This window comes from Prolixibacter sp. DSM 2831 (genome assembly GCF_056493735.1).
In genome coordinates this window covers 1,457,701-1,473,436 of record NZ_CM151379.1, presented here as the reverse complement: position 1 = coordinate 1,473,436, position 15,736 = coordinate 1,457,701, and the positions used below count along the sequence as shown (strand labels likewise).

10 protein-coding genes are annotated in these 15,736 nt (G+C 45.4%); 8 read left to right on the top strand and 2 right to left on the bottom strand.

The annotated features are described in order from the left end of the window. Positions 1 to 270 precede the first annotated feature (270 nt). Positions 271 to 1,578, bottom strand: coding sequence for an acetyl-CoA hydrolase/transferase family protein (locus AC060N_RS05835; RefSeq protein WP_479526269.1), 1,308 nt, complete (start codon positions 1,576 to 1,578; stop codon positions 271 to 273). Between the two features lie 288 nt (positions 1,579 to 1,866). Between AC060N_RS05835 and AC060N_RS05830 the strand changes: the two genes are divergently transcribed. The 6 genes from AC060N_RS05830 to AC060N_RS05805 all read left to right on the top strand — a co-directional run bounded on the left by AC060N_RS05830 (position 1,867) and on the right by AC060N_RS05805 (position 12,609). Then, positions 1,867 to 3,372: a dihydrolipoyl dehydrogenase family protein gene (locus AC060N_RS05830; RefSeq protein ID WP_479526268.1), complete on the top strand. Its 1,506-nt coding sequence runs from the start codon at positions 1,867 to 1,869 to the stop codon at positions 3,370 to 3,372. Between the two features lie 175 nt (positions 3,373 to 3,547). Beyond that, on the top strand, positions 3,548 to 7,231 hold the full coding sequence (purL, locus tag AC060N_RS05825; RefSeq protein ID WP_479526267.1) for a phosphoribosylformylglycinamidine synthase: 3,684 nt from the start codon (positions 3,548 to 3,550) through the stop codon (positions 7,229 to 7,231). Between the two features lie 124 nt (positions 7,232 to 7,355). Next, positions 7,356 to 9,449, top strand: a complete 2,094-nt coding sequence (locus AC060N_RS05820; protein WP_479526266.1) for a tetratricopeptide repeat-containing sensor histidine kinase — start codon at positions 7,356 to 7,358, stop codon at positions 9,447 to 9,449. Between the two features lie 133 nt (positions 9,450 to 9,582). After that, positions 9,583 to 9,855, top strand: a complete 273-nt coding sequence (locus AC060N_RS05815; protein WP_479526265.1) for a hypothetical protein — start codon at positions 9,583 to 9,585, stop codon at positions 9,853 to 9,855. Between the two features lie 35 nt (positions 9,856 to 9,890). Further along, a complete protein-coding gene (locus AC060N_RS05810) occupies positions 9,891 to 10,616 on the top strand; it encodes a class I SAM-dependent methyltransferase (protein ID WP_479526264.1) in 726 nt (241 codons plus the stop codon). A 1-nt stretch (position 10,617) separates the two neighbouring features. Then, a complete protein-coding gene (locus AC060N_RS05805) occupies positions 10,618 to 12,609 on the top strand; it encodes a DUF4954 family protein (RefSeq protein WP_479526263.1) in 1,992 nt (663 codons plus the stop codon). Positions 12,610 to 12,637: 28 nt separating this feature from the next. On the opposite strand, the gene AC060N_RS05800 is transcribed toward AC060N_RS05805, so the two are convergent. After that, a complete protein-coding gene (locus AC060N_RS05800; RefSeq protein ID WP_479526262.1) occupies positions 12,638 to 14,581 on the bottom strand; it encodes an OmpA family protein in 1,944 nt (647 codons plus the stop codon). 387 nt (positions 14,582 to 14,968) lie between these two features. Between AC060N_RS05800 and AC060N_RS05795 the strand changes: the two genes are divergently transcribed. Both AC060N_RS05795 and AC060N_RS05790 read left to right on the top strand, forming a co-directional pair. Continuing rightward, positions 14,969 to 15,181: a hypothetical protein gene (locus tag AC060N_RS05795; RefSeq protein ID WP_106542180.1), complete on the top strand. Its 213-nt coding sequence runs from the start codon at positions 14,969 to 14,971 to the stop codon at positions 15,179 to 15,181. A 220-nt stretch (positions 15,182 to 15,401) separates the two neighbouring features. Then, entirely contained in the window at positions 15,402 to 15,734 is a 333-nt protein-coding gene (locus AC060N_RS05790; RefSeq protein ID WP_153638211.1) for an iron chaperone, read from the top strand. Positions 15,735 to 15,736: the final 2 nt, after the last annotated feature.

Sequence of the window (15,736 nt, the reverse complement as noted above, 5' to 3'; positions counted from 1 at the left end):
TCTTGTGATACCTGTCGTCTAAGCTTATATGTAAATAAAAGGAAATATAATTTACTGAATAATGAGATCATTCAGAAACAGAAACGGATTTTCATGATAATTATACATGTGCGAAAACTCTCACCAAACGGCAAGAGTACTAATACCACACTGTCAAACAACACGTTTATGATCGGATAGCCGATATTCCGCTCCCAATTGACCGAAATATCGAAGATCAGGAAGAAGGCAGAACGTTAGCCCCACCTTACTTCCTTTATGAGTTCCTATTTATTTCGAGGAAACAAATTTATAGTGCGATCCGAAGCGATCAAATGCTGCTTTGTCAAGCTCTTCCTGATGATCGGGATGAGCGACCGAAATCAGCAAACGTGCGCGTTCCTGCAGTGTTTTCCCGTAAAGGTTCACAGCACCAAACTCGGTTACTACCCAGTGCATGTTGGCACGGGTACTTACTACGCCCGAGCCCGGCAATAAAGTCGGCGAGATCTTCGACATTCCTTTGGCTGTTACCGAAGGCATGGCAATGATAGGTTTACCACCCCGGGAATATCCGGCTCCGCGAATGAAGTCAATCTGACCACCTACACCGGAATAATGTTTGATACCGATAGAATCGGCGCAAACCTGGCCGGTTAGATCAATAGCCAAAGCTGAGTTAATTGCGGTAACGTTGTCCAGTTTTCTAATGACATTTACACTGTTGGTATGGGCCACATCCATCATGGCAACCATCGGGTTGTCATCGATGAAGTCATACAACTTTTGCGACCCCATCAGGAAGGAGGCAACCATTTTGCCCCGGTCGATGGACTTGCGTTTTCCGTTTACCACACCTTTTTCAACCAACGGCAGGATTCCGTCGGCAAACATTTCGGTGTGTACGCCCAAATCCTTGTGGTTTTCAAGCTGAGCCAGAACAGCATTCGGAATACCGCCGATACCCATCTGGAGGCAGGCGCCATCCTCAACAAGTGCAGCTACATTTTTCCCAATCTGAATGTCTGTGTCGGTGAGAGGTGCACAATCGTGCGCATACAAAGGACTGTCGTCCTCAACGAAATAATCAATCTCGTTGATGTGGACCATGGCATCTCCCCAGGCTCTCGGCACATTCGGATTGACAGCAGCAATCACTACATCGGCACACTCAATGGCAGCCGCCGTAGCATCTACTGAAGTTCCCAACGATACAAAACCGTGTTTATCGGGAGGAGAAACCATCACCATGGCTACGTTTACTTTCAGGTAGCCCTCGCGGATTAATTTCTGTGTCTCACTTAAGAATACGGGGATATAATCGGCATACCCGGCCTGGGTTTGCTTACGAAGATTCGAACCGACAAAAAACTGTTCAGAAACGAAAATACCTTCAAATTCGGGATTGGCATATTCAACTTCCCCTTCAATGTGAATATGCTGAATTTTCACATCGTACAACTCCCCTGCACGACCCCGGTCAACCATAGCGCGAATGAGTTTGTGTGGGGTTACGGCCACACTACTCAAATGTACTCGATCACCAGATTTAATTACTTTTACAGCGTCACCTGCGGTTACATACTTGATCGATTTCATGTGCTTATCATTTGCATTTAAATTTTCCACACGGAACTCGCTACCGATAATCACGATCCTCTGTGAGATATTCTTTTAGGCTTGTTTCATGTAGAAAAATTTTCTGTTTTTCAAAGTCAGTGCAAATGTAAAACATATTACAGTCTGTAGGAAAGATTTATGCTCACAACACGCTTATTTATTAAAAATCAAAATAAATGGGTAAAATGTTTGAAACGCTTTTTATTTTGGTGGAATAAAACCATTAATCAAGTAGGCTGTTTTACCATAAGATACCAATAACAAACTATGGAAAAATACGATTTAGCGGTCATTGGAAGCGGGCCGGGAGGCTTCTCCGCTGCTGTCCGTGCCCTGGATTTTGGAAAGGATGTTTGTTTGATCGAAGCCGGACATGTGGGCGGGGCAGGCGTTATGAACGGAGCACTGACTTCGAAAACCATGTGGGAGCTGTCGCACGATTATGCTGTAGCCGCTGCAGTTGACCGGGGATACCGGGCTTCAGGGCTTCAGGTTGATTTCACGAAAGTGAAAAAGTCGGTCATGAAAGCCGCCAAGACCAAGCAATATCAGATTCTTTCGCAAATCGAAACTTACTCGAAAAAACCGGGACAGAAAGGGAGTTTAACCATTAAATACGGTTTTGCCAGTTTCAAAGACCGGAATACACTGGAAATTGACCGCGGAAAGAAAGAAGAAAAGGAGACCATTGAAGCAGACTACATTATTATTGCCACTGGTTCGAGCCCGCGGGAACTTCCCGATTTGAAAGTCGACCAAAAACGCATCATCAACTCCGACGGTATACTCAACCTCAAAAAATTTCCCGAGCGAATGATGATCATCGGTTCCGGGATCATTGGTTGTGAGTTTGCCACCATCTTCTCCAATTTTGGCCACACCGAAGTGCATTTGCTCGACCGCGCCCACCGGGTTATTCCATTTGCCGACAATGACGTCAGTGATTTCGTATCCGGAAACCTGCAGAAAAACGGGGTCGTCATTCACCATACCGCCAACCTACGTACTGTAAATAAAAAGAAAGACTACCTGGAGGTCGTACTAGATTACGAAGACGGCCACAGCACAGTGATTGAAGTAGATGTCGTTCTGGTTTCCATCGGACGCGATCCCAACACCAAAGGCTTGGGACTGGAAAATGTCAATATTCAAACGACGCCTCACGGCTACCTGAAAGTAAATGAAGAGTGTGCCACCGGCGACTTTGACAACTGCAACATCTTTGCTGCGGGAGACGTAACAGGACACAAGGCACTCTACTGTGTAGCTGAAGAACAGGGACGTTTTATTGTCGAGGCCATCTTCGGCGAATTGGAATACCCCACCGATTACTCGCACATGCCTACACTTATGTTTTTCAAACCGGAAGTTGCTTCGGTGGGCGTCAACGAAAAAATTCTGCAGGAGAAGAAGATCCCTTACAAAGCAGCCTTCTATTCCAACGAAATGGTGAACCGGACCATTGCCATGCGGAACACCAACGGCTTTGTGAAGGTACTGGTCAGTGACGATGGCCGTGACCGGATTTTAGGAATGCAGGCTGCAGGTCCACAGGCATCCGCTTTCATCGTCTCCGTTTCGTACCTGATGAATTCTGAAAGTGGCATGAACGAAGTACTTCGCAGTATTCATCCCCACCCGAGTGTGACGGAAGGAATACAGGAATGCTTTAGGGTATTCAACAAACGATCCATCTTCAAGCCCGAAGCTTTTCCTGATAAGATAAAAAGCTGGGCCTGGAAACCACTCGAATTGCAAAACGAAAAATCATAAAATACAAGCCGCAGATTGACCAATTCTCTCTGCGGTTTTTTGTTGCCAAAAGGAATTGTGAACATCATGGAACAACATCGGTCAGCAACATGTATCAACCGAATCCATAAAGCGAATTTCCTTATATTTGTGGCATCCGAATTATCTGATTTCGTAAACGAAAACAACCCACACAATGATCCTGTTCTTTAGAGGCAAATCCAACTTGATTGCCGTTGATGCACACGAGGAAATTAACCAGCAAAACCTCGAAAAACTAATCTGGCTCTTTGACCAGGCGCAACCCATCGAAGCCGACCATCTGGATGGCAATTTTGTTGGCCCGCGAAAAGAGATGATTACTCCCTGGAGCACCAACGCTGTCGAAATCACACAAAACATGGGAATTAGCGGCATTACCCGCATCGAGGAGTTTTTCCCGGTCGACTCCGATTCCCCGCAATTCGACCCAATGTTGCAGGCATTTTACCAAGGACTCGATCAACAAGTGTTCACCATCGACCGGAAACCCGAGCCCATCATTTACATTGATAATATTGCCGATTACAACCAAAAAGAAGGCTTGGCCTTAAGCTCTGAAGAAATTGATTATCTGGAAGGTGTATCGAAAAGAATCGACCGCAAACTCACCGACAGCGAAGTATTCGGATTTTCGCAGGTCAACTCGGAGCACTGCCGTCACAAAATTTTTAACGGAAATTTCATAATCGACGGCAAAGAACAACCCTCCACCCTCTTCCACCTCATCAAAAAGACCACTCAAACCAATCCCAACACCATAGTTTCCGCTTACAAAGACAATTGCTCCTTCAGCAAAGGTCCCAAAGTGGAACAGTTTGCACCCGCCACACAGGACAAACCCGATTATTTCGTTGTTGAAGATATTGACACCGTGCTTTCGCTGAAAGCGGAAACGCACAACTTCCCAACTACGGTTGAGCCATTCAACGGAGCAGCTACCGGTACGGGTGGTGAAATCCGTGACCGGATTGCGGGTGGAAAAGGAAGCTACCCTATCGCCGGAACAGCGGTTTACATGACCAGCTATTCACGTACAGAAGACGGTCGCGAGTGGGAAGAGGCAATGGAAGAGCGTCCATGGTTGTACCAAACACCTGAGCAGATTCTCATCAAAGCCTCCAACGGTGCTTCCGATTTCGGAAACAAATTCGGACAACCGCTTATCAACGGTTCATTACTCACTTTCGAGCATACTGAGAATTTCAAAAAATACGGATACGACAAAGTCATCATGCTGGCCGGCGGCATCGGTTACGGCCGCAGTGAAGACAGCCTGAAAGATACACCTTCAACCGGCGATAAAGTAGTGTTGCTTGGCGGCGATAACTACCGCATCGGAATGGGCGGTGGTGCTGTTTCATCTGTCGATACCGGTGAGTTCGAAAGCCACATCGAGCTGAACGCTGTGCAGCGCGCCAATCCCGAAATGCAAAAGCGGGCCTACAACACCATTCGCGCTTTAGCGGAATCGGGCAAAAATCCGATTGTCTCTATCCACGATCATGGTGCGGGTGGCCACCTCAACTGCCTCTCCGAGTTGGTCGAGGAAACCGGTGGCAAAATTCATCTGGATAAGTTGCCCGTTGGTGACCCGACACTTTCCGCCAAAGAAATAGTAGGAAACGAATCGCAGGAACGAATGGGACTGGTTGTCCGGGAAGAGAACCTGGAACTCATCCGGCGAATTGCCGATCGTGAACGGTCGCCAATGTATGATGTTGGTGAAACAACCGGCGATCACCGATTCACCTTTGAAGATTTTAAAACCAGCGAAAAACCGATCGACCTCGATTTGGCCGATATGTTCGGAAAGCCTCCGGTTACGGTATTGGAGGACACTACCGTTGATGAAAAGTTTGCACCGGTTGCTTACGAGAACGAAAAGATTACCGGCTACCTTGAACAAGTACTGCAATTGGAATCGGTTGGCAGTAAAGACTGGCTGACCAACAAAGTGGACCGTTCGGTAACCGGAAAAATCGCCAAACAACAATGTGCCGGCGAACTACAGCTTCCACTGAATAACCTGGGTGTCATTGCCATCGATTACCAGGGAAAATACGGAATTGCCACTTCCATTGGTCATGCGCCGGTAGCCGGATTGGTTGACGCCCCGAAAGGCTCCATTCTCTCCATCGCCGAGTCGCTGACTAACATCGTTTGGGCACCATTAACGCATCGAATCAAAGGGGTTTCGCTTTCGGCTAACTGGATGTGGCCAGCTCGCAACCCGGGTGAAAATGCTCGTTTATACAACGCAGTAGAAGCCGCTTCCGATTTTGCTTGCGAGTTAGGCATCAACATTCCTACCGGGAAAGATTCCCTTTCGATGACACAAAAATATAAGGACGATGTGGTCCTTGCTCCCGGAACGGTCATCATTTCTGCTTCCGGCGAAGTTTCCGATATCCGCAAAGTAGTGGAACCGGTTCTTGTTAATGACGCATCAAAACCATTATATTATCTCGATTTATCAGGAGTTCCGAAAGCACTTGGCGGGAGCTCATTCGCTCAGATTGTGAACAAACTGGGAGATGAAGCTCCTACCGTGAAAGAACCCGCAGCTTTCGTGAAAGCATTCAATGCGGTTCAGGATGCCATCGACAGTGGTCTAGTAGCTGCCGGTCACGACATATCTGCGGGTGGTATGATTACCGCTCTGTTGGAAATGTGTTTCGCTCAAAACAAAGGAGGCATTGAAGCCGATTTGAGTGCGCTGAATGAAGCCGATTCCGTGAAGCTTCTTTTCAGTGAAAACCCGGGCTTATTGCTTCAGGCCAATGATGCAGAAAAGCTGGAAGCGCTGATGACTGAAAAAGGTGTCGGCTTGATTAAGATTGGACAGCCTTCTGCGAAACGCGAAATCGCTGTTGCCAACCAGGGAACGAAATTAAACTTCGATATCGATTCGTTGCGTGAATTGTGGTACAAACCGTCCTACCTGCTCGACCGGAAACAGAGTGGAAGCAAGCTGGCTCTGGAGCGTTATCAGAATTATAAAAAACAGGCTCTTGAGTTCGACTTCCAGTCATTCGATGGAAAATTCGCCAGTCTGGGCATCGATGCCAAACGGCGTCAAGCGTCCGGCGTGAAAGCAGCTATCATTAGAGAGAAGGGCGTGAACGGCGATCGCGAAATGGCCTGGAGTCTTTACCTCGCCGGTTTTGATGTGAAAGACGTCCACATGACTGACCTTATCAGCGGAAGAGAAACGCTGGAAGACATCGACATGATTGTCTTTGTCGGTGGCTTCTCCAACTCCGATGTACTGGGTTCGGCCAAAGGTTGGGCCGGTGCTTTCCGTTACAACGAAAAAGCACGTACTGCGCTGGAAAATTTCTACCGTCGCGAAGATACACTGAGCCTCGGTGTTTGTAACGGTTGCCAGTTAATGATCGAACTCGACCTGATTTATCCGGAGCATGCAGAGAAAGGCAAAATGCTGCACAACGAATCACATAAATTCGAATCCGGTTTCATCAATGTGGATATTCAGGAAAACGATTCAGTAATGTTGAAAAATATGGCCGGTAAACGTCTGGGAATATGGGTAGCTCACGGAGAAGGCAAGTTCAGTCTGCCGCTTGAGGAAAGCAACTACCACATTCCAATGAAATACACACATGAAGGTTATCCCGGTAATCCGAACGGTTCTGTATTCAACACGGCTGCCGTCTGTTCGAAAAATGGTCGCCACCTGGCCATGATGCCGCACCTCGAACGGGCCATCTATCCATGGCAATGGGGAACTTACCCATCGGCTCATAAAGACGATGAAGTGACTCCGTGGATTGAGGCATTCGTCAACGCGAGGAAATGGATTGAGAATCACCAGTAATAAAATAACAGGAGCCGGCTCTATAGTCTGGCTCCTTTTCTTTTTCCCACCATCTGATATTCCCTCAAAGTTTACTAACTTTATGATGAGTATTGACGATGTATCTCTAATCAAGCAGAGCTAAATGAGCCTCAAATCTGTTTTTGTTACTTTTATTTTCCTCTTTGTCGGCCTGACAGCGCAGAGCCAGCCGTTGTCTGTTCCCGACTCTCTGAAACAAAAGTTACAAGGTCTGTCTGAGCCAGAACAGGCCCAAACACTGATTAATAACTCTACTTCATTTCTACCCGCCAAATCCGAATTGGCACGTTTTCTCTGTAATGAAGCTCTAACGAAGCTGGAACAGATAGAAAAGGATCATCCCAAACTCATTGCCAAAGCAAATTATGTTATCGGGGAATCGTATTACTACGAAAGTGATTTTAAAACGGCCCGTCCTTATTATGAGAAGGCATGCAATATGTATCAGACAATAGATGATACTTCGCTTTGCGCAGAAACCAAAAACTGCATTGGCCTGACTTATTATTATACAGGAGAGTTCAACAAGGCGATTCAGGAATTTATCAACGCCTACAATCTTTATTCAGAGCTCAAACAAAAAAGCGACATGGCCGATATGCTCACCAATATTGCCATGATTCAAAAGGAAACCGGCGACAATAAAAAGGCAATGAAAAATTATGTCGACGCCTTGTCTGTAGAAGAAGAATTGGGTGATAGCTCCAGCATCGCAATTATTTCGAATGGTATTGGCTTATTAAACATGGACCGCGACAGCCTGGATCTCGCTTTCCAATACCTCAACCGGGCCAAAGACATTTTTCACCGACTGGGACAGGTTTCGCGTGAAGCTTCGGTATTGCATAACCTGGGCATGATTTTCCAAAAGAAAAACGAATACCAACGTTCACTTCCCTATCTCCGCAAGGCAAAAGAGCTGTTTAAACAGGAAGACGATATTATGGGCGAAGCTTATGTTTTGCACGGAATGGGTACAGCTATGTCCAAGCTAAAGTTGTATAATCAGGCTGAAAAAGACTACCTCGAAGCATTAAATCTTGCCAAAGAACACGATCTCCCGTTGCTCATCAGGGACACCTACAAGAACCTGTACGAGTTCCATAACGACAGAAACGAGTACAAAAAAGCGTTGAAATATCATGTCATGTATACCCAACTGAAAGACAGTCTCTTCAACAAGGATAAAGCGGATCAGTTGGCCAAAATACAAACACAGTACGAAACCGAAAAAAATGCCCGCGAAGTCCAGAACCTCAAACTTGAAAATGAGCTGAAAGAGAGCAGGCTGAAAAGAAATATCCTGGAAAACAAAATCGCCTATGGCCTGGCCGGCATCTTTCTCATCATTCTAATCATTTTATTGAATCGTTTTCTGGAAAACCGACAGGCTAACCGGCTACTTGAGTCGAAGAACAAAGAGATTGAAATCCAAAAAGCTGAACTGGAGGATCTCAACCACGCCTACCGGGAAATGAATAAGGAGTTGCGTACCCTGAACTCCGAAAAAGATACGTTCTTCTCCATCATCGCTCATGATTTGAAGAATCCTTTCCACGCACTGCTGGGATTATCTTTCTTGCTAAAAGAAGACTATCCCAAATTAACAGACGTAGAGCGGGTGAATTTTGCGGGCGAAATCAACCAGACCAGTATTAAGATATTCCAGATGCTCGAAAACCTCTTGGCCTGGGCCCGCACACAAACCAACCAAATTGAATACAACCCGGAATACATCAATCTGAGTGAATTTGCAGAGGAGCTGTACGAGAATACCATCACACAAGCTCACCAAAAGGACATATTCCTTTCGTTTGACATCCGGCGACAGCATCAGGTTTATGCTGATGCATTGATGCTGGAAACAGTAATAAAAAACCTAATCACCAACGGAATCAAATTCACCCCCAGAGGAGGTGCTGTTCGGGTAAAATCGGAGCTGGTACCCGACAGCAACTTTATTAAAATTTCAGTATTCGATACAGGTGTTGGGCTTACGCCGGAAGAACAGGGCAAATTGTTCCGCATCGACAGACACCTGAAAAAGACGGGCACCGACAGCGAAGAAGGATCCGGACTTGGATTGCTTGTCTGTCAGGAGTTTGTCAAAAAACACGGCGGAAAAATCGGTGTCACCAGTGAACCACGTAAGGGTAGTCATTTTTGGATTACAATGCCCATTTCAGATAGAACATAATATTTTAAAATAGTCTTTCCCGGTTTCCATCCGATAAACAGATCCGTACGTTCGTCAGAAAGTTTTCAACGTTTATCAACAAAACTTTTTTCTCGCTGCCTCTTTTCGTAAATTAAATTCAAATAGATCGAAAATGGAGCATTTCCGTAAAATAAATTATGCCCATATTAAGGAATACATCCTCCAGTCCTCCCGGAGTGGACAAACTCTTCATCTCTCTGATTTTAATGCCAAGTTCTGGCTTCACAACGAAAAGGTGAACCTCGATCAGGTGAAAGCGATTTATCGTTTATTGGGTAATATTCAAAATGTTATCATTCCATCGGGAGATTATAAAGGATTATATTTCTTTTCGGAACGGGAGAATGTCTTCTATAAATACGAGAGCACCGCTGTTACAGTTTAGGTAATTTTCTTACTTTGCGGGGTCAATCGTATACCATGGGAGTTTTAACCAGAGAACATGATCCGATGGGAGCTGCCATATGGGATTATTACACAGCTTTCAAAGACCATAAAATTATAGTAAAGACAGACATTGCGGAAGACGAGGAGCTCTCCCCCGCCTATCTTTTCAGAGATTTCGACCAGATGCCGGATATCGAACAATTAGCACTGGATAAAGCCAGCGGCCACGTACTTGACGTAGGTGCCGGTGCCGGTTCGCATGCACTTTGGCTTCAGGAAAAGGGATTAAAAGTAACCGCCCTGGATATTTCTCCTTTTGCCTGCCAAACGATGAAAGAAAGAGGCGTTCAGGATGTTCGCTTACTCGATGTCATGCAGCTAAAGGACGAACAATTCGACACCATCTTACTCTTGATGAATGGACTGGGAATTTCGGGCACACCGCATGGACTGGATCTTTTACTGAATCATCTGGCCACATTACTCAAACCTGACGGACAAATTTTGGCTGATTCGGCCGATTTACTTCATCTGTTTACCGACGAAAACGGTGAAGCCTGGATCGATTTAAATTCAGACAAATACTATGGACAGGTTGAATACCGTTTAAGTTACCGGGATGTAGAAGGCATTCCATTCAATTGGCTTTTTGTTGACCAGGAGACACTCACATTGACAGCGCAAAAGAACAAATTACAGGTAGTCGATATGATAGAAGGTTCCCATCATGATTACCTTTCAGTATTAAAAAAAATTTAAAATGACTCACACCAACAGAACACTGACAACTGAAGAAATTGAAAAACTGGAACAACGACATTGCACGGCGGAAGACTGGAATCAGATTACTGTTCCACATGATTTCGATATCCGAAACCTCCGAAACGTGCACTTTTATGGGACCAACGTACTGGGCCGCTTCGACAAAAAAATTAAGTTTTTCAACGGAATAGAAAAACCGACCGGGATATACGATGCGTCACTCCACAATTGCACCATCGGCGATAATGTGCTCATTCGCGGCGTACAACATCTTATCGCTAATTACGACATTGAAGAAGATGTAGTGATTAAAAATACCGACCAGGTTGTCGTAACCGAATCTTCTACTTTTGGTAACGGTACGATGGTGGCTGTTCTCGATGAATCCGGCGGACGCTCAATCCCGATTTACGACCATCTTTCGGCACACCTCGCATACATGATGACACTCTATCGTCACCGACGCGATTTACAGGAAAAACTATTTGCCTGGGTGGAACAATATGCCGAGAGTCGCCGGGCGGAAAGAGGATTCATTGGAAAAGGTACGCGAATACTGAATTGTCACTCCATTATCAATGTATATTTTGGCCCTTACACACTGGCGGAAGGCGTTCATCGACTGGAGAATGCGACCTTAAACAGCAAGATGGAATCACCCGTTGTTTTGGGAGCCGGAGTTATTGGCCGCAATTTTATCGTCAGTTCCGGTTCTGAAATCTCCGACGGAGCCATTGTGGAGAATTGCTTCATCGGGCAAGGCTGTCAGCTAAGCAAACAATACTCGGCAGAAAACTCACTTTTCTTTGCCAACTGCCAGGGATTTCACGGAGAAGCATGTTCCATTTTTGCAGGCCCATATACCGTAACCCATCATAAATCGACTTTGTTGATTGCCGGAATGTTCTCATTCCTGAACGCAGGTTCCGGTTCGAACCAAAGTAATCACATGTACAAACTGGGACCGATTCACCACGGTATTGTACAACGCGGTTCGAAAACAGCCAGTGATTCTTATCTCTTGTGGCCTGCCAAGATTGGTCCTTTCACGTTAGTTATGGGACGACACTATAAGAATTCAGACACGTCGGATTTGCCGTTCTCTTATCTCATCGAGAACAAAGACGAGAGTTACCTGATGCCGGGAATCAACCTCCGGAGTGTGGGTACCATTCGTGACGCCATCAAATGGCCGCGAAGAGACAGAAGAACAGACCCCGACACGCTCGACTTTATCAACTTCAACCTGCTTAGCCCGTTTACCATTCAGAAGATGTTGCGGGGCCAGCAGGTTCTCGAAGACTTACAAAATATTTCAGGGAAGACATCCCAAACCTATTCCTACAGCTCAACCATTATCAAGAACTCCTCGCTTCAGAAAGGTTGGCAATTATACAATATGGGAATCACCAAGTTCTTAGGAAACTCGGTAATCACCCGATTAAAGGACTCGGGAATAAAAACGGAGGAAGACATGCGACAGCGTCTCACACCCAGCACTACGATCGGTGAGGGAGAATGGATTGATCTCGGCGGGCTGATTGCTCCCAAAAAACAGGTTTCGTCACTGATGAACAAGATTGAGGCAGGAGAAATTACGGAGCTTACAGAAGCACGTGAATGGTTCGCGCGTCTCCACAGCAATTACTACGAGTACGAATGGACGTGGGCTTCTCACCTGCTGGAAGAAAGGCTTGGAAAATCGATTTCCGAAATGACGATCAGTGACATCAAGGGAATGGTAGAACGCTGGAAAGAAAGTGTTGTTTCACTCGACCGCATGCTTTACGACGATGCCAGGAAGGAATTCACCCTGAAATCGCAAACCGGCTTTGGTTCAGACGGGAACGAAGAGACCCGATCCCAGGACTTCGAAGTAGTGAGAGGAACTTTCGAAAACAATCAGTTTGTTCGTGAAATTCTGGATCATATCGAACGAAAGTCCCGCCTGGCCGATGTCATCCTCGAACAGTTAAATCAACTACAATAAACGAAAGCCGGAGATTCCGGCTTTTTTATTATCGATTATCCTCGATTTTCTTCAGAAGTCGAAATTCCGTTCTACGGTTACGGGCACGTCCGTCAGCTGTGTTGTTTCCTGCGACAGGCTTGGTAGCTCCGTATCCTTTGGCGACCAATCGCTGAGCGGAAATACCTTTTTCCTCCAAAAAGCTGACAACAGATTCTGCTCGTTGCTTCGACAGCTCCAGGTTATGAGCTTCTGTTCCGGTATTGTCGGTATGCCCCGAAATTTCCACTGTCCATTCCGGATTTTTCTTCATAAATGCCACAACCTGATTCAACTGCGGGAAAGACTCCGGCTTTAGTGTTGCCGAATCAGTATCGAAAAACACATTCCGAAGGGCAGTTACACTCCCAGCCTTTATGGGCTGCAAAGCAATCACCAATTGATATGGCTTCGATTTTTTGTACGAATCTCGTAAATCAAAATGCTCTGAATAAAACAGATAGCCAGGAGTCTCTATATTCAATCCGTAATTCTTTCCTGCCGGAAGACACAAGAGGAATTTCCCGTTCAACACATCGGGCCGGGTTTCTTCGAAAACACTATCATTCTTTAAATTGATGATTTGCACCATCGGCGAAAGTGGCTGCGATGTTTCTGCGTCGAACACTTTTCCGGCTACATAGCTAACCGCATCGGGCCGCAATTCTTCCGGAAGGACAAAATGAAAAATATCCTTTCCTCCATACCCTTCCCGGTTAGACGCAAAATAGGCATTCTCACCTGTCACATCGACAATCAGGCCTTCATCATCCTCATTCGTATTAATCGGGTAACCCAGATTTTCCGGTACAGAGAATCCATCGCCTTCATTTCTGGAAACGAATAGATCATTTCCGCCCAGGCCAGGCCAGTAATCCGAAGCAAAGTAGAGCGTTTTTCCATCGGCATGAATAAAAGGTGACGATTCATTGCCGGGCGTGTTAACCGCCTCCAGGTTGGTCACCTTTCCGTAAACCGGCAGTCCCGAGGGAGTGATACTGGTACGTTCAGCTCGCCAGATATCCATTTTACCTTTTCCGCCTCTACGATTGCTGGCAAAATAAAGATAACGGCCGTCAGCTGTGACCGAAGGCTGCGACTCCCAGCCTTTGGTATTCACTGGTGCCATCAGGTTCAGCGGCTTCATCCATTTCCCGTTACGCTTCATGGTAAAATAAATATCGCAGCTGCCGTAACCGCCCTTTCGGTTGCAAGCGGTGAAAAACAATAAGTTTCCGTTAGCTGAGATACACTGTGCGCCCTCGTTATCCGGAGTGTTTACCGGCGGTCCCAATGCTTTGGCAACTGACCAACCGGCACTATCGAGATGCGATGAGTAGAAATCTTCCTGTGGAAAACGCAACGGCCTTCCGGCAGAATCCACCGTTACCAAGCGCGTAAAAACCAGCTGATTGGCTTCCGCATTCAAACTGGGCCAGTATTCATTTTCCTTTGTATTGACACTCGGACCGAGATTTTCCGGGTGAAACGGAACCGGGTGCTTTACTGCGTAACTGGCAAATTCCGCAGCTTTTAGCAATTGTGACGCATTGTTTTCTATATTCGGCGAAAGCCTGAAATAGCGTTTTAAATTGACGACAGCCGAGTCGTACACGCCCTTTTTATATTGGAGTGAAGCCAAAAAGTAAAAGCCCTGAGGATAACTGACCGAGTCTGTTTTCAAACCCGCTTTTAGATGTATCTCCTCCTGCTCCGGTTTCTTCTCCCAATGATAGATATCAGCCAGGGCGAAATGCGCCAAGGCGAAATGCGCATCCAGCCGCAGAACATGCTGAAGCTTGTTAATAGCTTCGTTGCTTTTTCCTTGCTGAAACAGTTGTTTTGCTTCGTTAAACTCCCGCTGAAGCCGGGGATCTGCGTTTTTCTGCGATTGTCCCACCCCCGGAACAGAAAAGCACAAAGCAAAAAATAGCATAAAAAACAGGCGTCGCATATAATGTATAAAGATTCTTTTCGTTATGATAGAGAGCGTTACATTGAAATAAACGATCAATTTTTCGTTTTATGGTTGCAAACTAATTAAAAAGATTTGTATAATTACCGATAAATAAACTTAGTCGCACACAAGAATACAAAACTCTAACAACCAACAAATTAAAAATTAAGAGAAGAAATAAGCATCCACAGCCAAAAACCGCCAAACGATGAAAAGGCGATATTCCGCTAATAGCGGAATACAACCACACGATGTCCAACCGGATTGAGTTGAAGAAAACATACTTTTCCTTGATTTACATGTAATTTAAAATTGAAATTAATATCAAAATTTGATAGATTTATTCCAATATCGTAAACCGAAACGGATATTAATCATCACGTTATGAAAAAAAAGAATTTTAAAAAGAACCGGGATGTAATGGATGGCAGAGATGATTCACTCCGCCCAAAAAAGATTCGCAGAAAAGAGAAAAACGCATTTCTTTTAAGCGAAGAAGAACTGAATGAGGATCTGGAAGATTGGGAAGAAATTAAAAGTTATAATCGGTATGATGATGACGAAGAAGATTTCTACGACGAGGAGGACGATGATTAATCAAACGATTCGATCATCCCAAACCATTCAAACCAACTAAAATATACAGAGGAGAGGCCACTCTCCTCTTTTTTATGCCCTTCCCCCGCGATATGGATGCCCAACAGCATCCGAACTATGTCCCGCTCATATATGTTTCATAAATTAAAACAGTCACATATCATGATATTTTGTTAATTTGGTACATCGGCCACACAAGTCAAACACTAACACGAACGTCATGAAAACAGAAGCCATTAACGTTGATGAGTACTTAACGATGATTCCCGAAGACCGAGCGCAGGTTATTACCAAAATTCGTTCAATGATTCAAAAGTACTTTCCCGACATCGAGGAAACGATGGAGTACGGGATGCCTACTTACAAGCCGTTTTGCGCTATGGCCTCACAAAAAAAGTACCTGACGTTTTATTTGTTCGACGGACGAAAAATTGAGAAATACCGTGACCGTTTTGCCAATGCCAGCATCGGACGTAGTTGTATTCGCTACACCCATCCGGAAGAATTTCCACTAAACGTGCTGGAAGAAATTTTTGAAGAAATGAAATCGTGAAG